Raw genomic sequence first — 20,238 nt, 5'->3', positions numbered from 1 at the left:
GTCGCGACGACCGCGGTGACCGTCCCGCCTTCCGTCGCGACGACCGCGGTGACCGTCCCGCCTTCCGTCGCGACGACCGAAGTGACCGTCCCGCCTTCCGTCGCGACGACCGTCGGGACGACAGGCGTGACGACCGGCGCGATGACCGACGTGATGACCGTCGTGGCGAAAGGCGCGAGGGCGACCGGGGTGGGTTCCCTCGCCGCGACGACCGTGGCGGTTTCCGTCGCGACGACAACCGCGACCGTGGCTTCCGCAGCGACGATCGAGACCGGCCCAGGGACGGTGACCGCGGCTTCCGGCGTGACGACCGCGGTGGGTTCCGGGGCCGTGACGACCGCCGTGATGACAGGCGTGACGACCGCCGTGGGGACGACCGCGGGGAGCGTGGCGGTTTCCGTCGCGACGACGCCGGTCGCGGTGGGCGCCCCGGGTTCCGCCGCGAGGACGGCCCCCGTAGCGACCGTGGCGAGTTCCGTCGTGACGACAACCGAGGCGACCGCGGTGAGCGCGGCGACCGCGGCGGCTTCCGTGGCCGTGATGACCGTGGCGGGCGCGGTCCCCGCAGGGACGACCGGGGCGACCGTGGCTACCGGCGCGACGGTGATCGGCGTGACAGCGACCGGGGCGGCTTCCGTGGCCGTGACGACCGGCGTGGCCCCGGCCGGTTCCGTGAGGAGCGGGAGCGGGACAGGGAGCCGATCAAGCGGCTGCCGATCCCCGAGGACGTCACGGGCGACGAGATCGACAAGGACGTACGGCAGGAGCTGCTGAGCCTGCCCAAGACGCTCGCGGACGACGTCGCCAGGAACCTGGTGATGGTCGCGCGGCTCCTCGACGAGGACCCCGAGGGCGCGTACGGCTACTCCAGGGTGGCGCTGCGGCTGGCGTCGCGTGTCGCCGCCGTACGGGAGGCCGCCGGGTTCGCCGCGTACGCCAGCCAGAAGTACGGCGAGGCGCTGGCCGAGTTCCGGGCCGCCAAGCGGATGACCGGCAACATCGACCTGTGGCCTGTCATGGCCGACTGCGAGCGCGGGCTCGGGCGGCCGGAGAAGGCGCTGGACATGGCCGGGGCGCCCGAGGTGCACAAGCTCGACAAGGCCGGGCAGGTCGAGATGCGGCTCGTCGCGGCCGGCGCCCGGCGGGACTTGGGGCAGTTGGACGCGGCCATCGTGACGCTGCAGAGCCCTGAGCTGGCCGCCAACTCCGTGCAGCCGTGGACCGCGCGCCTGCGGTACGCCTACGCCGACGCCCTGCTCGCCGCCGGGCGGGAGAGCGAGGCGCGGGAGTGGTTCGCGAAGGCCGTCGAGGCCGACCGCGACGGCAGCACCGACGCGTCGGACCGGCTCGCCGAGCTGGACGGCGTGGAGTTCATGGATGCCATGGTCGAGGTCGATGATGAGGACGGCGAGGCCCAGGCTCCGTCCTCGCCGAAGGCGGAAGAGGTCGCGGAAGAGGTCGCGGACGAGCTCGAGAACGAGGCCGAGAACGACAAGGCCGAGAACGACAAGGACTGACGTCCGTAGGAGAAGGGGCGGGATCCCGGCTGTGAGGCCTCGGGGTCCCGCCCCTTCTTCGTGTCCGCTTCTTCGTGTCCGCACGGCCGGCACCGCCGGTGCTGTCAGAGGTCCAGCGCCCGCAGCACCAGACCCGTCGCCGGTTTCGGGCCGAACGACGTCGACTTGCGGGGCATCGTCACGCCCTGGCGGGCCAGGTCGCGGACGACCTCCTCGCGGACCGGATGCATCAGTACGGCCGTACCACCGTCGCGTTCCGCCTTCTCGACCGTCGCGGCCGTGTCGTGGATGTAGGCGATGTGGGCGGGGGAGTCCTCGGGGATGCGCCAGACGTGCTCGAGGAGCGTGGCGTGCAGGACCGTCGCGTCCAGGGTGCGCCAGGCCGCGGGGCGGTCGGCGGGGATCGTCCGGGCCAGCAGATCCGGGTCCGGGTGGTCCACGAGGTGGAAGGCGCCGTCGCCGGCCAGGAGGAACGCGTTGCCGGCGCAGGCCGCGTCCGCCAGTGTGCCCAGAGCCTCGGCCAGTGGGACGTCGAGGCGGCGCACGCGGAAGTGGCCGTCCAGGGCGGCCACGGCATCGCCGGCCGGCAGGTCGTGCAGGAGGCGGTGGATGGCGCGGACCCGGAGGGGGTAGCGGGCCGTGTCGACGAGGAGGACCAGGCCGTCGTCCCACGGGCTGGGGGAAGGGTGCTCCGAGCGGAGGCGGCGGTAGGTCGCCCAGCGGTGGTGGCCGTCGGCGATGAGGGCCTGGTGCCGGCCGAGGTCGGTCTGGATCGTGGCCAGGTCGTCGGGGGCGGTGACCGACCACAGGCGGTGGCGGAAGCCGTCCTCCGTGGTGGTGGCGAGGAGCGGTGGCCGGTCGGCTGTGCGCTCGATCAGGTCCGCCGTGGCCGTCGTCGAGCCGTTGCCCCGGTAGGTGAGCAGGAGGGGTTCGAGGTTGGCCGAGGTGGCCCGCATCAGGGCCGCGCGGTCGGCGACGATGTGCGGCATGACGTCCTCGTGCGGCAGCACCACCTGCTCGTCGGGGTCCGCGACGCGTAGGGCGCCGATGATGCCGCGTTGCAGCATGCCGTTGCCGTCCTGCTGCTCGTAGACGTAGAGGCCGGGCTCCGGGTCGGTGGTGAGGATGCCCTCGGACAGCCAGCGGCGCAGGGTGTCGGCGGCCCGTTCGTTGCGGGCGCTGGGCGTGGCTGCCTGGGGCAGGATCAGACGGACGATGTTGTACGGGTCGGAGGATTCGAGGTGGTGCAGGCCGTCGGGGCGCACCACGACGTCGTACGGCGGAGATGTGACGGCGGCAAGGCTGCCGACCCGGTCGGGGTCGTAACGAAGGCCTCGGAACGGGGTGAGTTCCAGGCCTCGGTGCGTCGTTGCCTCCGAGTGACCTGCTGTGTTCATCCCGGCATCGTACGGCTGTCGGTGGCATGGGGGATGATCGGGGGAAAGCCGTCGAACGAGGAGCGATGCGGGATGAGCCGGAGCGTCAGGACGAGGCCCGAGGCCAGTGGGCAGGCCCTGAGCGAGGCGTACGACACGGCTCTGCTCGATCTGGACGGTGTCGTGTACGCGGGCGGGAGCGCGATCGCGCACGCGGTCGAGTCGCTGGCCCGGGCCCGGGAGGGCGGTATGCACCTGGCGTACGTGACGAACAACGCGCTGCGGACCCCGGACACCGTGGCCGGGCATCTGACGGAGCTGGGGATACCGACGGGCGCGGACGATGTGATCACCTCGGCGCAGGCGGTCGCGCGGCTGATCAGCGAGCAGGTGCCGCAGGGCGCCCGGGTGCTGGTGATCGGCGGTGAGGGGCTGCGGGTCGCGCTGCGCGAACGCCGGCTGGTGCCCGTGGAGTCGGCGGACGACGATCCGGCGGCGGTGGTGCAGGGGTTCGGCGGGCCCGATCTGCCATGGGGCCGGTTCGCCGAGGCTGCCTACGCGGTGGCGCGGGGCGTGCCGTGGTTCGCGTCCAACACCGACCTGACGATTCCGAGCGGGCGCGGGATCGCGCCGGGCAACGGCGCCGCGGTGGAGGTCGTGCGGATCGCCACGGGAGCCGAGCCGCAGGTCGCCGGCAAGCCGCTGCCGCCGATGCACCGGGAGACGATCCTGCGGACCGGGGCGAAGCGGCCGCTGGTGGTCGGGGACCGGCTGGACACGGACATCGAGGGCGCGTTCAACGGGGAGGTCGACTCGCTGCTCGTCCTCACCGGTGTCACCGACGGTGCGCAGTTGCTGGCCGCGCCGCCGCAGCACCGGCCGACATATGTGGACGCCGATCTGCGCGGAATGCTCGGCGGTCAGCCGGACGTCGTCGCAGTGGGCGAGGGCGGGTTCCGGTGCGGTGGCTGGACGGCGACGGCCGGTGCCGACCGGCTGGAGCTGGAGGGCGAGGGCGAGGCGCTGGACGGGCTGCGCGCGCTGTGCGCCGTGGCGTGGACCACCGCCGGTGAGGGTGTGTGCGAGCTGGACGGAGGGAAGGGGCTGGCACGGCTGGGTATCTGAGCTCCTGTCAGTGCCCGTCGCGCAGCCGCGCACCTCGAGGCGGCGCCGGGAATCCGAATCTTGCTCGAATGCGAGGGTAGGCTAACCTAACTGCGTGTTGGTCGAGAGTCCCCCCGAACAGCGCGCGGAGACCGCCCCCGCGCCCCCGGACCGACGGGCGGTACGAGCCTTCGGGCTGCTTCTGTCCGTGGCGATCCTGGTGCTCGTCGCGCTGGCGAGTATCGCGATCGGAGCGAAGGAGCTGTCCCTCGGGCAGGTCTGGCACGGCTTGTTCGAGGACTCGGGGACCTACGGGGACGTCGTCGTCGCGGAGCGGCTGTCGCGGACCCTGCTCGGGCTGCTCGCCGGTGCCGCTCTCGGCCTGGCCGGGGCGGTGCTGCAGGCCCTCACGCGCAACCCGCTGGCGGACCCGGGGCTGCTCGGCATCAACGCGGGTGCGTCCGCCGCGGTCGTCACGGCCATCACGTACTTCGGGGTCACCTCGCTCAGCGGCTACGTCTGGTTCGCGTTCTTCGGCGCGGCCGCGGTCGGGGCGCTGGTCTGGTTTCTCGGCGGCAGCCGGGGCGCGACCCCGGTCCGGCTCGCGCTGGCCGGTACGGCGATCAGCGCCGCGCTGTACGGCTACCTCCAGGCCGTGATGATCATGGACGAGGCGGCGCTCGGCAAGATGCGCTTCTGGACGGTCGGTTCGCTGGCCTCGGCGACCGACTCGACCATCACGCAGGTCCTGCCGTTCCTGCTGACCGGCACGGTCCTCGCGCTCGCCCTGGCCCGGCCGCTCAACGCGATGGCCATGGGCGACGACACCGCCAAGGCCCTCGGCGCCGACCTCAACCGCACCCGGGCGCTGTCCATGCTGGCCGCGACCGTGCTGTGCGGGGCCGCGACCGCCGCCTGCGGGCCCATCGTGTTCGTCGGGCTGATGGTGCCCCACGTCGTGCGCTCCTTCACCGGGCCCGACCTGCGCTGGATCCTGCCGTACGCGGCGATCCTGTCGCCCGTGCTGCTGCTCGGCGCCGATGTCATCGGCCGGATCGTGGCCCGGCCCTCGGAGCTCCAGGTGGGCATCGTCACCGCGATCCTCGGCGGCCCGGTGTTCATCTTTCTCGTACGACGGCGGAGGACGGCGCAGCTGTGAAGACCACCAACCGTGCCGTGCGGACCCCGGGCGGGCTCTCGATACGCCTGGACGTGCGGGCCGTCACCGTCGTGCTCCTGCTGCTCGTCGCGGCGCTCGCGGCGAGTGTCGTGCTCATCGGCACCGGCGACTTCCCGATCCCGGCCGCCGACGTGCTGCGGACGCTGGCCGGCGAGGGCAACCCGGGCCAGGAGTTCATCGTCAACGAGTTGCGGCTGCCGCGGGTCCTGGTCGGGCTGCTGGTCGGCGCCTCGCTCGGACTCGGCGGTGCGCTGTTCCAGGCCATCTCCCGCAACCCGCTGGGCAGTCCGGACGTGCTGGGCCTCGGGCAGGGGGCGACAGCGGGCGCGCTCGTGGTGATCGTGCTGACCTCCGGCAGCGCCAACCAGGTCGCCGCCGGGGCGCTGGTGGGCGGGCTGGTGACCGGCCTCGCCATCTACGTGCTCGCCTGGAAGCGGGGTGTGCACGGCTACCGGCTGGTCCTGGTCGGTATCGGCGTCTCCGCGATCGTCACGGCGGTCAACGGCTACCTGCTCACCAAGTCCGACATCGTGGACGCGGCCCGCGCGGTCGTGTGGATGACCGGGTCCCTCGACGGCCGGGACTGGGACCAGGTATGGCCGCTGCTCGCGCTGACCGCCGTACTGGTGCCGCTCGTCCTCGTCAACGCGCGCGGGCTGCGGATGATGGAGATGGGCGACGACGTGTCGTACGCCCTCGGGGTGCGGGTCGAGCGGGTACGGCTGCTGCTCATGGTGGCGGCCGTGCTGCTCACCGCGTCCGCCACCGCCGCGGCCGGTCCCGTCAGCTTCGTCGCGCTCACCGCGCCGCAGCTGGCCCGGCGCCTGACCCGCTCGCCCGGGCCCAACCTGCTGCCCTCGCTGTGCATGGGCGCCGCCCTCCTGGTCGTCGCCGACTGGGTCTCGCAGCGGGCGTTCGGCGCCGAGCAGCTGCCCGTGGGCGTGGTCACCGGTGTGCTCGGCGGGGTCTACCTGCTGTGGCTGCTGGTCAGCGAGCGCAGGGCGGGCCGGATATGAGCCCCGGGGTGGAGAAGAGCACCAGCGGACTGAACAACCAAGGGAGCACCGTGAACCGCCTGTCCGCCGAGAACGTCACCCTCGCCTACGACCAGCGGGTCATCGCGGAGCAGTTGTCGGTGGAGATACCCGACAACTCCTTCACCGTGATCGTGGGCCCCAACGCGTGCGGCAAGTCCACACTGCTGCGGGCGCTGTCGAGGATGCTCAAGCCGAGCGAGGGCCGGGTGCTGCTCGACGGGCAGGTCATCCAGTCGATGCCCGCGAAGAAGGTCGCGCGGACCCTCGGCCTGCTGCCCCAGTCGTCCATCGCGCCCGACGGCATCACGGTCGCCGACCTGGTCGGCCGCGGCCGCTACCCGCACCAGGGCATCCTGCGCCAGTGGTCGGCCGAGGACGAGCGGATCGTCCAGGAGTCCATGCGGCAGACGGGCGTCGCCGAACTCGGCGACCGCTACGTCGACGAGCTCTCGGGCGGCCAGCGCCAGCGCGTGTGGATCGCCATGGCCCTCGCCCAGCAGACGCCGCTGCTCCTCCTCGACGAGCCGACGACATTCCTGGACATCCAGCACCAGATCGACGTCCTCGACCTGTGTGCGGAGCTGCACGAGGAGCAGGGACGCACGCTCGTCGCCGTGCTGCACGACCTGAACCACGCCGCCCGCTACGCCACCCACCTCATCGCCCTGCGCGAGGGCCGGGTCATCGCCCAGGGCGCGCCGAAGGACATCGTCACGGCCGGACTCGTCGAGGAGGTCTTCGGGCTGCGCTGCCAGGTCATCGACGACCCGGAGACGGGCACACCGCTGGTCGTGCCGGCGGCGCGCAAGGCCCGTGTCGGGAACGCGGGCGGGAAGGTCGCCGCTACAGAAGCTTCCTGAGCTGGAGCAGGTCCCGCACACCCGCGTTCAGCTTCACCCGGCCGGAGCCCCAGGCCTTGGCGAAGTGCAGCTCGCCGCCGACCAGTGCGACCAGGTCGTCGCCGGTCATGGCGAGTCTGATCTCCGCCTTGCCGTGCGGCGGTCCCTGCACGGTGTCGTGCACCTCGATCCGCCCGCCGCGCATCCGGCCGACGAAGGTGACGTCCAGGTCCGTGATGTGGCAGCTCACCGAGCGGTCCAGGGCCGCGGCCTCGCGGACGTCCCCTTCGGCGCGCTGCATGCTGTCCGAGAGCTTGTCGAGTGCGCTGCGGCACTCCTCGATCGTGGCCATCGCGACCGACGGTACCGCAGCGGTTCGCGGTAGCGTCGGGGCATGGACGACGCAGTTCCCGAGATCCCGCCCGCGGCGGAGGAAGAGCCGGCGTACGACCCCGCCGCTCCCGCCCCCCTGAACGTGCCCCGCACGCCCACCGGCGACGCCTGTGTGGACGCGGCCCTGGGCCGGCTCGGCGACGCGGACCACCTCGCCACGGACGGGCATGTCGAGGTGTACGAGGATGTACACCGGGGGCTGCGCGACGCGCTCACCGCGCTCGACGCCCGCCCGGGACCTCCGGCTCCCGCCCGTCACCCGACCACCACCCCTCAATGAGACCCTTCGGGTCGCCCCCTCTGATCGCCGCCTGGACCTAGGAGCTGAACCGAACGTGGCAGGAGTCGCACGCCGCCGTCTGGACGCGGAGCTGGTCCGCCGGAAGCTCGCGCGCTCGCGCGAGCACGCCGCGCAGCTGATCGCCGCCGGGCGGGTCTCCGTCGGCAAGACCGTCGCGACCAAACCGGCCACGCAGGTGGAGACCGCGGCGGCGATCGTGGTGGCCCGGGACGACGGCGACCCCGACTACGTCTCGCGCGGCGGCCACAAGCTGGCCGGCGCGCTCGCGGTGTTCGGTCCGCGGGGGCTCGCCGTCGAGGGGCGCAGGGCGCTCGACGCGGGCGCGTCGACCGGCGGTTTCACCGACGTCCTGCTGCGGGCGGGCGCCGCCCATGTGGTCGCCGTGGACGTCGGATACGGACAACTCGCGTGGTCCCTCCAGAAGGATGAACGCGTCACCGTCAAGGACCGTACGAACGTACGCGAGTTGACGCTTGAAGCGATCGATGGGGAGCCAGTGGATCTTGTCGTGGGGGATCTGTCCTTCATCCCGCTCGGGCTGGTCCTGCCCGCCCTCGTGCGGTGCGTGAAGCCGGACGCCGACCTGGTGATGATGGTCAAGCCGCAGTTCGAGGTGGGGAAGGAGCGGCTGGGGAGCGGGGGAGTGGTACGCAGCACCCAGCTGCGGGCCGAAGCGGTACGGGGGGTGGCCGAGAAGGCCTGGGGGCTGGGGCTCGGGGTGAAGGGCGTGACGGCCAGTCCGCTGCCCGGGCCGTCGGGGAATGTCGAATACTTTCTGTGGCTGCGGTCCGGGGCACCGGAACTGGACCCGGCCGACGCAGACCGTGCAGTGGCGGAGGGGCCGCGTTGACCGAGAACCGAGCTCGTACTGTTTTCCTGCTCGCCCACACGGGGCGGCCCGCTGCCGTGCGCAGTGCCGAGCTCGTGGTGAAGGGGCTGCTGCGCTCCGGGCTGGGCGTGCGCGTCCTGGAGGCCGAGGCCCGCGACCTGCCGCTGCCGGCGGAGGTGGAGCTGGTCAGGGAAGCCACGCCGCAGTGCCTCGACGGCTGTGAGCTGCTCATCGTGCTGGGCGGCGACGGCACGTTGCTGCGCGGTGCCGAGTTCGCGCGGGCGTCGGGTGTGCCGATGCTCGGCGTCAACCTCGGACGCGTCGGGTTCCTCGCGGAGGCCGAGCGGGACGACCTCGACAAGGTCGTCGACCGGGTGGTGACCAAGGCGTACGAGGTCGAGGAGCGGATGACCGTCGACGTCGTCGTGCACCGCAACGGGGACATCGTGCACACGGACTGGGCGCTGAACGAGGCGGCCGTGCAGAAGGTGTCCGCCGAGCGGATGCTGGAGATCGTCCTGGAGATCGACGGCCGGCCGGTGACCGGGTTCGGCTGTGACGGGATCGTGTGTGCGACCCCCACGGGGTCGACGGCGTACGCGTTCTCGGCGGGCGGGCCGGTGGTGTGGCCGGAGGTCGAGGCGCTGCTGATGGTGCCGATCTCCGCGCACGCGCTGTTCGCGAAGCCGTTGGTGACATCGCCGGATTCCGTGTTGGCTGTGGAGGTTCTGCCCCACATTCCCCCAGGTGTGCTGTGGTGTGACGGGCGGCGGACCGTGGAGTTGCCGCCGGGGGCGAGGGTGGAGGTGCGGCGGGGGGCCGTGCCGGTTCGGCTGGCCCGGCTGCATCACGCGTCGTTCACGGACCGGCTGGTGGCCAAGTTCGCGCTGCCTGTTTCCGGGTGGCGGGGAGCGCCTCACTAGCGGTTTGCAGGGGGTGGTTCCGCTTCGTCGGCGGGTGCGGGTGGATTGTGGCTGTTCGCGCAGTTCCCCGCGCCCCCAAGGAATGGGCGCCGCCACACTCGCGGGTGACAAGAGTGGGCCAGTCGCAATCCGTGGCCCGGACCTCGTAAGGTCGTGTCCGTGTTGGAGGAGATGCGGATACGGTCGCTGGGCGTGATCGACGATGCCGTCGTCGAGCTGTCGCCCGGGTTCACCGCGGTCACCGGTGAGACGGGTGCGGGCAAGACCATGGTGGTCACAAGCCTGGGGTTGCTGCTGGGCGGGCGGGCCGACCCCGCGCTCGTGCGGATCGGGGCCGGCAAGGCCGTCGTGGAGGGGCGGATCACCGTTCCCCGGGACGCCACGGCCGCGGTACGCGCCGAGGAGGCCGGGGCCGAGCTCGACGACGGTGCCCTGCTGATCAGCCGTACCGTTTCCGCCGAGGGGCGCTCGCGGGCGCACCTGGGCGGGCGCAGCGTGCCCGTGGGCGTGCTGGCCGAGCTCGCCGACGAGCTGGTGGCCGTGCACGGGCAGACCGACCAGCAGGGGCTGCTCAAGCTGTCCCGGCAGCGGCAGGCGCTCGACCGGTATGCGGGCGACGCGGTCGCCGGGCCGCTGGCCAAGTACGGCGAGGCGTACAAGCGGCTGCGGGCCGTCTCCGCCGAGCTCGAAGAGATCACCACCCGGGCGCGTGACCGGGCCCAGGAGGCCGACCTGCTGCGCTTCGGGCTCGACGAGATCGCCGCCGTCGAACCCCGCGCCGGTGAGGACGTGGAGCTGGCCGAGGAGGCCGAGCGGCTCGGGCACGCCGAGGCGCTGGCATCGGCCGCGGCGGCCGCGCACGCCGCTGTCGCGGGCAACCCGGAGGACCCGGAGGGCGTCGACGCCGGGACGCTCGTCGCGGGCGCACAGCGGGCCCTGGACGCCGTACGGTCGCACGACCCGGCGCTGGCCGCGCTCGCCGACCGCATCGGGGAGATCGGGATCCTGCTGCGCGACGCGGCGGGCGACCTGGCCGGGTACGCCGACGACCTGGACGCCGATCCGCTGCGGCTGGCGGCCGTCGAGGAGCGGCGGGCCGCGCTCACCGGGCTGACGCGCAAGTACGGCGAGGACATCGCCACCGTGCTGGCCTGGGCCGAGCAGAGCGCCGCCCGGCTGACCGATCTCGACGGCGACGACGAGCGGATCGGGGAGCTGACGGCCGAGCGGGACGCGCTGCGGTCCGAACTGGGCGGGCTGGCACAGGCGTTGACGGACGCCCGGACGGAGGCCGCCCAGCGGTTCGCCGCGGCTGTCACTGCCGAGCTGGCCTCGCTCGCCATGCCGCACGCGCGCGTGTCCTTCGATATCCGGCAGACCGAGGACCCGGAGGGCGTCGAGGTCGGCGGGCGTCCGGTGGCCTACGGTCCCGCGGGCGCCGACGAGGTCGAGCTGCTGCTCGCCCCGCACCCGGGCGCGCCGCCCCGGCCGATCGCCAAGGGCGCGTCCGGCGGCGAACTGTCGCGGGTGATGCTGGCCGTGGAGGTCGTGTTCGCGGGGACGGACCCCGTGCCGACGTACCTCTTCGACGAGGTGGACGCCGGGGTCGGCGGCAAGGCGGCGGTCGAGATCGGCCGGCGGCTCGCGCGACTGGCGAAGACCGCGCAGGTCGTGGTCGTGACGCATCTGCCCCAGGTGGCCGCCTTCGCCGACCGGCAGCTGCTGGTCGAGAAGACCAACGACGGGTCCGTGACCCGCTCCGGCGTCAAGGTCCTCGAAGGGGAGGACCGGGTCCGGGAGCTGTCCCGCATGCTCGCCGGGCAGGAGGACTCCGAGACGGCCCGGGCACACGCGGAGGAGCTGCTCGCGGCGGCCCGGGCGGACGGCTAGAGGCGCACCGGGCAGCGGTGCGGCAAGGCCGGGCGGGGCGCCCGATTTCACTCGTGTGGGTGACCTGGCCCGGCGCATTCCCCCGATGGCGCGCCCCGCTGTCGCGCCGCAGGGGTTCGGGCGTTCCCGGAACCCCCGTCTGTCCTGGCATCCTTGGCGGAGTACGCGTCGTGACCGCCCGACCCGAACCAGGAGCCCGGCCACGTGACCCCCGTGAGCAGCCACTCACCGCATGGCCAGTTGCCGCTGCGCACCGTGCAGGTGCTGGGCGGAGGCAATGCCGCCAGCAGTGCGCATGTGCGTTCGCTGGCCGCGGGGCTCGTCGCGCGGGGTGTGAAAGTCACGGTGTGCGCCCCCTATGAGGCCGATCGCGCCTACGACTTCAGCGGTGTCGGGGCCGACCATGTGCACGTGCCGCGCAGCAGCGACCCGGTGTCGGTGGCGGCCCTGCGGGCGGCCTGCGCCCATGCCGATCTGGTGCACGCGCACGGGCTGCACGCCTCCTTTCGTACCGTGCTCGCCCTCAGCGGGCGGCGCGTGCGTACTCCGCTGGTCGTGACGTGGCACGACCGGGCGCACGCCGACGGTGCGCGGGCCCACATGCTGCGGGTGCTGGAGCGAAGGGTCGTGAAGGCGGCCACCGTGGTGCTGGGGACGACCTCGGCGCTCGTGGACCGGGCACGGCTCACCGGCGCGCGGGACGCACGGCTCGCGGCCGTCGCGCTGCCCGGCCCCCGCAGGCCCCTCGAGCCCGACGATCCCGACCGGCTGCGGCCCAAGGTGCGCGCCGAACTCGGCGCCATCGGCAGGCCGTTGCTGATGGCCGTCGGCTCCCTGGAACGCCACCGCGGATACGACGTGCTGCTGGACGCCGCGCGCGCCTGGCGCCGGCTCGATCCCGTGCCCTTGGTCGTGATCGCCGGGGAGGGGCCGCTGCGCGGTGAACTCCAGGGTCGTATCGAGGAGGAAGGGCTGCCGGTCCGGCTCCTCGGGCGGCGCGACGACATCACCGACCTCCTCGCCGCCGCCGACCTCGCCCTGCTGCCGAGCCGCTGGGAGGCGCGCTCCGTCCTCGCCCAGGAGGCCCTCCACGCGCGCGTGCCGCTCGTCGCGACGGAGGTCGGAGGTATCCCCGAACTCGTCGGTGACGCGGCCGAACTCATCCCGTACGGCGACGCGAAGGCCCTCGCGGACTCCGTCGTACGGCTGCTCGGCGACCAGGGCCGCCGGGAGGTGCTGACGGCCAAGGGCGCCCGGCAGGCGGCCACCTGGCCGACCGAGGACGAGACCGTCGCCCAAGTGCTGAGCGTGTACGACGAGTTGACCCAGCCCCGCCCCCTCACCTAGAGGCCCCCTACGGCACGTGTCTGCGGGCCCGCAGGGCCAGGCTCAGGGCCAGGACCGTCTGCGGGTCGTCGAGGTCCGTGCCCAGCAACTCCCCGATGCGGCCCAGGCGGTTGTACAGGGTCTGCCGGTTGAGGTGGAGCTCCCGGGCCGTCTCCGCCTTGCGCCCCGCGTGGGCCAGATAGGTCGCCAACGTGGGCAGCAGCGGCGGCCGGGAGCGGCGGTCGTGCTCCAGGAGCGGGCCGAGGGCGCGGTCGACGAAGGCCGACAGGTCCGGATGGTCGCGCAGCCGCCACAGCAGCAGGTCGATGTCGAGGCGGCGGGCGTCGTACCAGGGCCGGTCCGGCAGGCCCTGGGCCGCCGAGGCCGTCTCGGCCGCGTGCCGCAGCCCCGAGGCCGCCGCCGTCCAGCCGCCGGCCATCCCCACGACCACCACGGGCGGCTGCCCGCCCGGTCGCGGCATCCCGGCCCGGTTCACACCGGCCCGCAGCGCCGCCGCGACCCGGTCCGCGACCGCCGCCCGCTCCGGCTCCGCACGCAGCCCGAGCAGCACCAGCACCCGCCCCTCCACCGGCCGCACCCCGAGCAGCACCGGCACACCCACCGACGCCAGCTCCTCCGAGATCGCCCGGGCCAGCACGGCCCAGCCTCCGCCCGGGGAGAGGACGTCCCCGAGCCGCATCACCACCGGCAGCAGCGGACCCTCGCCCGGCCGGAAGCCCAGCACGCGTGCCTGCGCCGGGGCGTCCTCGGCCGTGACCCGGCCCTCGGCGAGGTCGGTGAGGAAGTCGCCGCGCCCGCGCGCCGCCAACTCCTCCTCCTGACGGGCCTGCATCAGCACCACGGCCAGGATGCCCGCGGCCCGCTCGGCCGCCATCCGGTGCACCGGCGCCAGGGGAGTCCGCACCGGCAGCAGGACGAGGCGCGCCCTGACGCCCCCGCTGCCGGGCCCGCCGCCCGGCACGTCCACCAGGACCGACCCCGCGAGGGGCGGCTCGTCCTTGTGCTGGCCGCGCAGCCCCTCCCACACCTGGAGCGGGTCCGCGCCCTCGGGACCGGCCCCGGCCGCGTACAGCAACTGCCCGTCCGCCGTCTCCAGGAACACGGGGTTCCCGGCGAAGTCGGCCAGGATGCCGAGCACTTGGGGCACACCGCCGCCGCCCAGCACGGCCTGCGTGCACCGCCGGTGCACCTCCTCGGCCCGCTGGAGCAGGGCGTAGTGGCCGTTGACGATCTCGGTGTGGACCTCCTCCGTGACCGTGACGAACGGCACCTCCCGGTGGAGTTGGACGAGGGGCAGCCCGGCCGCGCGTGCCGTGTCGACGAGGGCCGCGGGCAGCCGGGTGAAGCGCGGGCCCAGCTCCACGACCAGGGCGGCGATACCGCGCTCGGCCAGGGTGCGCACGAACGCCCGCTGCTCGGCGGGGCGGGTGCCGAGGCCGTAGCCCGTGGTCAGCAGCAGTTCGCCGCCCTTGAGCAGGGAGGCGATGTGCGGCACCTCGCCGGCGTGCACCCAGCGCACGGTCCGCCCGAGCCGCTCGGCGCCCGCCAGCACCTCGGGCAGCCCGCTGCGCAGCCCCGGCAGCTCCAGCGCCCGCTGCACGGTGATCCCGGCGCCCTGGGTGTCGTAACCGCTGTCCGTCGCGCTGTCCATGTGCCGGACGCTACCCGCGCGGGTGCCCTACGGACATCTCCGGACGGGCACCGGGACGATCACCGCTCGGGTCTCGCCGTGGATCCCCCCGGATTACGGCGTGATCGGCCGGGTACGGACGCCGTCATGGACATAAGCGTGGTCGCGGTGGGGCGGGAGGACGACAGTCCGGTCGAGGAGCCGTTGCGGGTCGCGGCGCTCGCCGACCGGCTCGGGTACCGGGAGGTGTGGGCGGGCGAGGGGCCGACGTGGGACTCGTTCGTCCTGGCGGCCGCGATCGGCGCGGCCACCGAGCAGGTCGCGCTGACCGCCGGACCCGTGCCGGTGTCGGTGCGCGACCCGCTCACCGTCGTCCGGGGCGCCGCCTCCACCGCGGCCGTCACCGGCCGGCCCGTCGGCGTGGCCCTGGGCACCTCCAGCAGGCGCGTCGTCGAGGGCGTGCACGGCCGGCCGCGCACTCGGCCCGCCGCCGCCCTCGCGGAGTCGGCGGCGGCCGTGCGGGCGCTGATGCACAGTGCGCCCGGCGAGCCGATCGTGCCCGGCAGCGGTTTCCGCCGCCGGCTGCCGCCGCCCGGGGGCATGGTCACCGTCGCCGCGTTCGGGGAACGGGCGGTCGCCGCAGCCGTGGCACACGCCGACCGGATGCTGCTCGACCTCGTCTCGCCCGAGCAGGTCCGGATGGTGCGGGCCCGGATGCTCGCGGCCGCCGAGAAGGCGGGCCGTACACCGCCGCGGCTGGCGGCCTGGCTGCCCGCCGCCGTGGACCCGGAGCCGGAGTCGCTCACCCAGGTGCTGCGCAGCGTCGTCGGCTACCTCGCCGTGCCGGGCTACAGCGACATGTTCGTCGACGCGGGGTTCGCCGAGGTGGTCGAGCTGGCCGCCAAGGGCGCCGACCCGGACACCCTGCTGCGGGCCCTGCCGCCCGAGGCCGCCGGCACGGTCGCCCTCGTCGGCGACACCGACGCCGTCCGCGCCCGCATCGCCGCCTACGTCGAGGCCGGACTCGACGAGATCGCCCTGGTCCCGGCCACGGCCGCAGACCCCGCGGGGGAGCGCACGCTCACGGCCCTCAGGCCGATGTGACACCCCCCCCGCGGGCCGCCCCGCTCAGCCGCCGTACGCGCCCGAAGCCGTCAGACGCAGAGCCGTGTCGATGAGCGGCACATGGCTGAACGCCTGCGGGAAGTTGCCCACCTGGCGTTGCAGGCGCGGGTCCCACTCCTCGGCCAGCAGGCCCAGGTCGTTGCGCAGGGACAACAGCTTCTCGAACAGCTTGCGGGCCTCGTCCACGCGGCCGATCATCGCCAGGTCGTCGGCCATCCAGAACGAGCAGGCCAGGAACGCACCCTCGTCGCCGGGTAGACCGTCGACGTTCTCGTCGCCGCTGGTGGTCGGGTAGCGCAGGATGAAGCCGTCCGACGTGGACAGCTCACGCTGGATCGCTTCGATCGTGCCGATGACCCGCTTGTCGTCCGGCGGCAGGAAGCCCATCTGCGGGATCAGCAGCAGGGAGGCGTCCAGCTCCTTCGAGCCGTACGACTGCGTGAAGGTGTTGCGCTCCTTGTCGTAACCCTTCTCACACACGTCCCGGTGGATGTCGTCGCGCAGCTCCCGCCAGCGCTCCAGCGGGCCGTCCGCGTCGCCGGACTCGATCAGCTTGATCGTGCGGTCCACTGCGACCCAGGCCATCACCTTGGAGTGCACGAAGTGCCGGCGCGGGCCGCGCACCTCCCAGATGCCCTCGTCCGGCTCCTGCCAGTGGTCCTCCAGGTAGCGGATCAGCTTCAGCTGGAGCAGCGAGGCGTAGTCGTTGCGCGCCAGGCCCGTCATGTGGGCCAGGTGCAGGGCCTCGGTGACCTCGCCGTACACGTCCAGCTGGAGCTGGTGGGCCGCGCCGTTGCCGACCCGGACCGGGCCGGAGTTCTCGTAGCCCGGCAGCCAGTCCAGCTCCGCCTCGCCCAGCTCGCGCTCGCCGGCGATGCCGTACATGATCTGCAGGTTCTCCGGGTCGCCGGCCACCGCGCGCAGCAGCCACTCGCGCCAGGCGCGGGCCTCCTCGCGGTAGCCGGTGCGCAGCAGCGAGGACAGCGTGATCGCCGCGTCGCGCAGCCAGGTGTAGCGGTAGTCCCAGTTGCGGACGCCGCCGATGTCCTCCGGCAGGGAGGTGGTCGGCGCGGCGACGATGCCGCCGGTCGGGCCGTACGTCAGGGCCTTCAGCGTGATCAGCGAGCGGACGACGGCCTCCCGGTAGGGACCGTGGTACGTACAGTGGTCGACCCACTCGCGCCAGAAGTCCTCCGTCGCCTCCAGCGACTGCTCCGGCTCGGGCAGCGGCGGCGGCTCCTTGTGCGAGGGCTCCCAGGAGATCGTGAACGCGATCCGGTCACCCGGGGCGACCGTGAAGTCCGCGTACGTCGTCAGCGACTTGCCGTAGGTCTCCGCGGATGTGTCGAACCACACGGAGTCGGGGCCCGCGACGGCCACCGTCCGCCCCTCGTGCTTGTGCACCCACGGCACCACCCGCCCGTAGGAGAACCGCATCCGCAGCGCCGAGCGCATCGGCACCCGGCCCGAAACGCCCTCCACGATCCGGATCAGCTGCGGGGCGCCGTCACGCGGTGGCATGAAGTCGGTCACCCGGACCGTGCCCCGCTGGGTGTCCCACTCGGACTCCAGGATCAGCGAGTCGCCCCGGTAGCTGCGCCGCGCCGCGGTGGGGGGCTGCTGGTCGGAGGCGTACGCGGGGCCGAGCCGCCAGAAGCCGTGTTCCTCGGTGCCCAGCAGGCCGGCGAAGATGGCGTGCGAGTCGAAGCGGGGCAGGCACAGCCAGTCGACTGTGCCGTCCCGGCAGACCAGTGCGGCGGTCTGCATGTCTCCGATGAGTGCGTAATCTTCGATGCGCCCGGCCACGTGCAACTCCAGTCGAACGGCCACGTCACCCCACGAGGGGCTGTCGCTAGTGCGGTCAAGGGGGGTTTCAGCAGGTCTAGCAATGCGTCGTTGAGTGATGAAGCAAAACAGGTCACTCAACCGTGATGCAAAGCGCCAATTGTTGCTCAACGAACTGACGAGCTCACGTTGTTCCGGTGCTTACGGGCGGGGGGTGGTGCCGTTGGGCCGGACGGGCTCGGCAGCGAGTGTCCGAGCAGGATACGACGCACGCAGATGATCCGGGGGCCCGTCGAGGCAAGGCGGGTACGCCGAACGAGTGAGCAACGGGTGAGGGACCGGTGACGGTGATCGCCTCCGTGTCGGGATGTGTGCGGAGCGTGGCCGGAAGCCATCGCCCCGCGGCGCTGATACGCTGGTAGCCCGTGGACCGGTGGGCCCCTTCCCGACAGGGAACCCCCGAACCGCAGCGACGGCGCCCCGGAAATTTCCGGCAGGCAGCCGCACCGCACCCCCAGACCGCGACCACGGGAGCCCCGTCTTGGCCATGCCGCCCGCCGCTTTTCGTAATTCGACGACCAAGCACATCTTCGTCACCGGGGGTGTCGCCTCCTCGCTCGGCAAGGGCCTGACGGCCTCCAGCCTCGGCATGCTGCTCAAGGCCCGCGGTCTGCGCGTCGTGATGCAGAAGCTCGACCCGTACCTGAACGTGGACCCGGGCACGATGAACCCCTTCCAGCACGGTGAGGTGTTCGTCACCAACGACGGCGCCGAGACCGACCTGGACATCGGCCACTACGAGCGCTTCCTCGACCGGGACCTCGACGGCTCCGCGAACGTCACCACCGGCCAGGTGTACTCGACCGTGATCGCCAAGGAGCGGCGCGGCGAGTACCTGGGCGACACCGTGCAGGTCATCCCCCACATCACCAACGAGATCAAGCACCGTATCCGCCGCATGGCGACGGACGAGGTCGACGTCGTGATCACCGAGGTCGGCGGCACGGTCGGCGACATCGAGTCGCTGCCGTTCCTGGAGACCGTCCGCCAGGTCCGTCACGAAGTCGGCCGTGACAACGTCTTCGTCGTCCATATCTCGCTCCTGCCGTACATCGGCCCCTCGGGTGAGCTGAAGACGAAGCCCACCCAGCACTCGGTTGCGGCCCTGCGCAACATCGGTATCCAGCCTGACGCGATCGTGCTGCGCTGCGACCGCGAGGTGCCCACCGCGATCAAGCGGAAGATCTCGCTGATGTGCGACGTCGACGAGGCCGCCGTGGTGGCCTGCCCCGACGCCCGCTCGATCTACGACATCCCGAAGACCGTGCACGGCGAGGGCCTGGACGCCTACGTCGTCCGCAAGCTGGACCTGCCGTTCCGCGATGTGGACTGGACGACCTGGGACGATCTGCTCGACCGCGTCCACAACCCCGACCACGAGATCACCCTCGCGCTGGTCGGCAAGTACATCGACCTGCCCGACGCCTACCTGTCGGTCACGGAGGCGCTGCGCGCCGGCGGCTTCGCCAACCGGGCCCGCGTGAAGATCAAGTGGGTCACCTCCGACGACTGCAAGACCCCGGCGGGCGCGGCCCAGCAGCTCGGCGACGTCGACGGCATCTGCATCCCCGGCGGCTTCGGCGAGCGCGGCGTGAACGGCAAGGTCGGCGCCATCCGCTACGCCCGCGAGAACAAGGTGCCGCTGCTCGGCCTCTGCCTCGGCCTGCAGTGCATCGTGATCGAGGCCGCGCGCAACCTGGCCGACATCTCCGACGCAAACTCCACCGAGTTCGACCCCGCCACCGGGCACCCGGTCATCTCCACCATGGCCGAGCAGATGGACATCGTCGCCGGTGAGGGTGACATGGGCGGCACCATGCGGCTCGGCATGTACCCGGCCAAGCTGGCCGAGGGCTCGATCGTGCGCGAGGTGTACGACGGCAAGGAGTACGTCGAGGAGCGCCACCGGCACCGCTACGAGGTGAACAACGCCTACCGCGCCGAGCTCGAGAAGCAGGCGGGCATCCTGTTCTCCGGCACCTCGCCGGACGGCAAGCTCGTGGAGTACGTCGAGTACCCGCGCGACGTCCACCCGTACCTGGTCGCCACGCAGGCCCACCCGGAGCTGCGCTCGCGCCCGACGCGTCCGCACCCGCTGTTCGCCGGGCTGGTCAAGGCCTCGGTCGAGCGGAAGACTTCGAAGTAACACACCAGTTGTACGGTGGCCGGGGTGCATCCCTTCAAAGGGTGTGCACCCCGGTTTCGTTTCGGCAGGTCGTGTGGCACGTGGAAGGACAGGCATGACGATCAAGGACACCCCGGAGGAGTGGGAGATCCGGGCGACTCAGACCCCCTTCGTGGGCAACAAGACCTCCGTCCGCACCGACGACGTGGTCATGCCCGACGGCACCGTGGTCGGCCGCGACTACCAGGTCCACCCCGGCTCCGTGGCCGTCCTCGCCCTCGACGAGGCCGACCGGGTGCTGGTGCTGCGCCAGTACCGCCACCCCGTGCGCCACAAGCTGTGGGAGATCCCCGCCGGACTGCTCGACGTCCCCGGCGAGAACCCGCTGCACGCCGCGCAGCGCGAGCTGTACGAGGAGGCGCACGTCAAGGCCGAGGACTGGCGGGTGCTGACCGACGTCTACACCACGCCCGGCGGCTGCGACGAGGCGGTCCGGATCTTCCTCGCGCGCGAACTGTCCGCGGCCGAGGGCGAGCGCTTCGCGGTCGCGGAGGAAGAGGCCGACATGGAACTCGACCGGGTGCCGGTGGCGGACCTCGTCCGGGGTGTCCTGGCCGGCGAGCTCCACAACAACTGCCTCGTCGTGGGCGTGCTGTCCCTGGTCGCCGCGCGCGGTGGCGACGGCCTGGACGCCCTGCGTCCGGCACAGGCGCCCTGGCCGGCGCGTCCGTTCGAGGCGTAGCGCTCCGCGAGGGGTGCCGCGACGGTGGGTGCCGC

Annotated in this window: 17 protein-coding genes and 1 pseudogene; 14 read left to right on the top strand and 4 right to left on the bottom strand. The window is 72.8% G+C overall.

What is annotated here, in order from left to right; all coding sequences use genetic code 11:
• A pseudogene (locus G3I77_RS26245) lies at nt 1-774 on the top strand (hypothetical protein); the annotation flags it as partial.
• A complete protein-coding gene (locus G3I77_RS26240; protein WP_248507702.1) occupies nt 711-1,517 on the top strand; it encodes a tetratricopeptide repeat protein in 807 nt (268 codons plus the stop codon). The pseudogene G3I77_RS26245 and the gene G3I77_RS26240, both read left to right, overlap by 64 nt.
• Nucleotides 1,518-1,621: 104 nt before the next feature.
• Here G3I77_RS26240 and G3I77_RS26235 read toward each other — a convergent pair whose 3' ends face one another.
• Nucleotides 1,622-2,914, bottom strand: a complete 1,293-nt coding sequence (locus tag G3I77_RS26235; RefSeq protein WP_248507690.1) for a DUF1015 domain-containing protein — start codon at nt 2,912-2,914, stop codon at nt 1,622-1,624.
• Nucleotides 2,915-2,986: 72 nt separating this feature from the next.
• On the opposite strand from G3I77_RS26235, the gene G3I77_RS26230 reads away from it, so the two are divergent.
• The 4 genes from G3I77_RS26230 (at nt 2,987) to G3I77_RS26215 (ending at nt 7,074) form a co-directional block, all read left to right on the top strand.
• On the top strand, nt 2,987-4,018 hold the full coding sequence (locus G3I77_RS26230; RefSeq protein ID WP_248507688.1) for an HAD hydrolase-like protein: 1,032 nt from the start codon (nt 2,987-2,989) through the stop codon (nt 4,016-4,018).
• Nucleotides 4,019-4,112: 94 nt separating this feature from the next.
• The gene (locus G3I77_RS26225) at nt 4,113-5,156 is read left to right on the top strand and encodes an iron ABC transporter permease (RefSeq protein ID WP_248507686.1); all 1,044 of its coding nucleotides are present in this window, start codon (nt 4,113-4,115) and stop codon (nt 5,154-5,156) included.
• On the top strand, nt 5,153-6,193 hold the full coding sequence (locus tag G3I77_RS26220; RefSeq protein WP_248507684.1) for an iron chelate uptake ABC transporter family permease subunit: 1,041 nt from the start codon (nt 5,153-5,155) through the stop codon (nt 6,191-6,193). Before G3I77_RS26225 ends, G3I77_RS26220 begins: the two co-directional genes overlap by 4 nt.
• Entirely contained in the window at nt 6,190-7,074 is an 885-nt protein-coding gene (locus G3I77_RS26215; RefSeq protein ID WP_248507682.1) for an ABC transporter ATP-binding protein, read from the top strand. Before G3I77_RS26220 ends, G3I77_RS26215 begins: the two co-directional genes overlap by 4 nt.
• On the opposite strand, the gene G3I77_RS26210 is transcribed toward G3I77_RS26215, so the two are convergent.
• Nucleotides 7,058-7,405, bottom strand: a complete 348-nt coding sequence (locus tag G3I77_RS26210; RefSeq protein WP_248507680.1) for a sterol-binding protein — start codon at nt 7,403-7,405, stop codon at nt 7,058-7,060. The two genes, G3I77_RS26215 and G3I77_RS26210, sit on opposite strands and share 17 nt — an antisense overlap.
• Nucleotides 7,406-7,447: 42 nt before the next feature.
• Between G3I77_RS26210 and G3I77_RS26205 the strand changes: the two genes are divergently transcribed.
• The 5 genes from G3I77_RS26205 (at nt 7,448) to G3I77_RS26185 (ending at nt 12,736) form a co-directional block, all read left to right on the top strand.
• On the top strand, nt 7,448-7,726 hold the full coding sequence (locus G3I77_RS26205; RefSeq protein ID WP_248507679.1) for a hypothetical protein: 279 nt from the start codon (nt 7,448-7,450) through the stop codon (nt 7,724-7,726).
• A 55-nt stretch (nt 7,727-7,781) separates the two neighbouring features.
• A complete protein-coding gene (locus G3I77_RS26200) occupies nt 7,782-8,597 on the top strand; it encodes a TlyA family RNA methyltransferase (protein ID WP_248507678.1) in 816 nt (271 codons plus the stop codon).
• Nucleotides 8,594-9,499, top strand: a complete 906-nt coding sequence (locus tag G3I77_RS26195) for an NAD kinase (RefSeq protein WP_030850991.1) — start codon at nt 8,594-8,596, stop codon at nt 9,497-9,499. The genes G3I77_RS26200 and G3I77_RS26195 overlap by 4 nt, the downstream gene beginning before the upstream one ends.
• Nucleotides 9,500-9,670: 171 nt before the next feature.
• The gene (gene recN / locus G3I77_RS26190) at nt 9,671-11,389 is read left to right on the top strand and encodes a DNA repair protein RecN (RefSeq protein ID WP_248507701.1); all 1,719 of its coding nucleotides are present in this window, start codon (nt 9,671-9,673) and stop codon (nt 11,387-11,389) included.
• Nucleotides 11,390-11,593: 204 nt separating this feature from the next.
• The gene (locus G3I77_RS26185) at nt 11,594-12,736 is read left to right on the top strand and encodes a glycosyltransferase family 4 protein (protein WP_248507677.1); all 1,143 of its coding nucleotides are present in this window, start codon (nt 11,594-11,596) and stop codon (nt 12,734-12,736) included.
• 7 nt (nt 12,737-12,743) lie between these two features.
• On the opposite strand, the gene G3I77_RS26180 is transcribed toward G3I77_RS26185, so the two are convergent.
• Nucleotides 12,744-14,387, bottom strand: a complete 1,644-nt coding sequence (locus G3I77_RS26180; RefSeq protein ID WP_248507676.1) for a PucR family transcriptional regulator — start codon at nt 14,385-14,387, stop codon at nt 12,744-12,746.
• Between the two features lie 126 nt (nt 14,388-14,513).
• On the opposite strand from G3I77_RS26180, the gene G3I77_RS26175 reads away from it, so the two are divergent.
• Nucleotides 14,514-15,470 (top strand): LLM class F420-dependent oxidoreductase, encoded by a 957-nt coding sequence (locus tag G3I77_RS26175; RefSeq protein ID WP_248507675.1) that lies wholly within the window; start codon nt 14,514-14,516, stop codon nt 15,468-15,470.
• Between the two features lie 24 nt (nt 15,471-15,494).
• On the opposite strand, the gene G3I77_RS26170 is transcribed toward G3I77_RS26175, so the two are convergent.
• Nucleotides 15,495-17,297 (bottom strand): glycoside hydrolase family 15 protein, encoded by a 1,803-nt coding sequence (locus G3I77_RS26170; protein WP_248507673.1) that lies wholly within the window; start codon nt 17,295-17,297, stop codon nt 15,495-15,497.
• A gap of 526 nt (nt 17,298-17,823) precedes the next feature.
• On the opposite strand from G3I77_RS26170, the gene G3I77_RS26165 reads away from it, so the two are divergent.
• Nucleotides 17,824-19,482 (top strand): CTP synthase, encoded by a 1,659-nt coding sequence (locus tag G3I77_RS26165; RefSeq protein WP_248507700.1) that lies wholly within the window; start codon nt 17,824-17,826, stop codon nt 19,480-19,482.
• A 94-nt stretch (nt 19,483-19,576) separates the two neighbouring features.
• Entirely contained in the window at nt 19,577-20,203 is a 627-nt protein-coding gene (locus G3I77_RS26160) for an NUDIX hydrolase (protein WP_248507671.1), read from the top strand.
• The last annotated feature ends 35 nt before the right edge of the window (nt 20,204-20,238 follow it).

The sequence above is a fragment of the Streptomyces sp. D2-8 genome, assembly GCF_023184515.1.
Lineage (GTDB): Bacteria > Actinomycetota > Actinomycetes > Streptomycetales > Streptomycetaceae > Streptomyces.
The sequence above is the reverse complement of the archived record's forward strand: the minus strand, read 5'-3'. Positions and strand labels throughout refer to the sequence as shown.

Excerpts from the sequence above, each read along its gene's own strand:
- G3I77_RS26235 (WP_248507690.1), bottom strand. The coding sequence starts at position 2,914 with ATGAACACAGCAGGTCACTCGGAGGCAACGACGCACCGAGGCCTGGAA.
- G3I77_RS26230 (WP_248507688.1), top strand. The coding sequence starts at position 2,987 with ATGAGCCGGAGCGTCAGGACGAGGCCCGAGGCCAGTGGGCAGGCCCTG.
- G3I77_RS26215 (WP_248507682.1), top strand. The coding sequence starts at position 6,190 with ATGAGCCCCGGGGTGGAGAAGAGCACCAGCGGACTGAACAACCAAGGG.
- G3I77_RS26210 (WP_248507680.1), bottom strand. The coding sequence starts at position 7,405 with ATGGCCACGATCGAGGAGTGCCGCAGCGCACTCGACAAGCTCTCGGAC.
- G3I77_RS26205 (WP_248507679.1), top strand. The coding sequence starts at position 7,448 with ATGGACGACGCAGTTCCCGAGATCCCGCCCGCGGCGGAGGAAGAGCCG.
- recN (WP_248507701.1), top strand. The coding sequence starts at position 9,671 with ATGCGGATACGGTCGCTGGGCGTGATCGACGATGCCGTCGTCGAGCTG.
- G3I77_RS26180 (WP_248507676.1), bottom strand. The coding sequence starts at position 14,387 with ATGGACAGCGCGACGGACAGCGGTTACGACACCCAGGGCGCCGGGATC.
- G3I77_RS26175 (WP_248507675.1), top strand. The coding sequence starts at position 14,514 with ATGGACATAAGCGTGGTCGCGGTGGGGCGGGAGGACGACAGTCCGGTC.
- G3I77_RS26165 (WP_248507700.1), top strand. The coding sequence starts at position 17,824 with ATGCCGCCCGCCGCTTTTCGTAATTCGACGACCAAGCACATCTTCGTC.
- G3I77_RS26160 (WP_248507671.1), top strand. The coding sequence starts at position 19,577 with ATGACGATCAAGGACACCCCGGAGGAGTGGGAGATCCGGGCGACTCAG.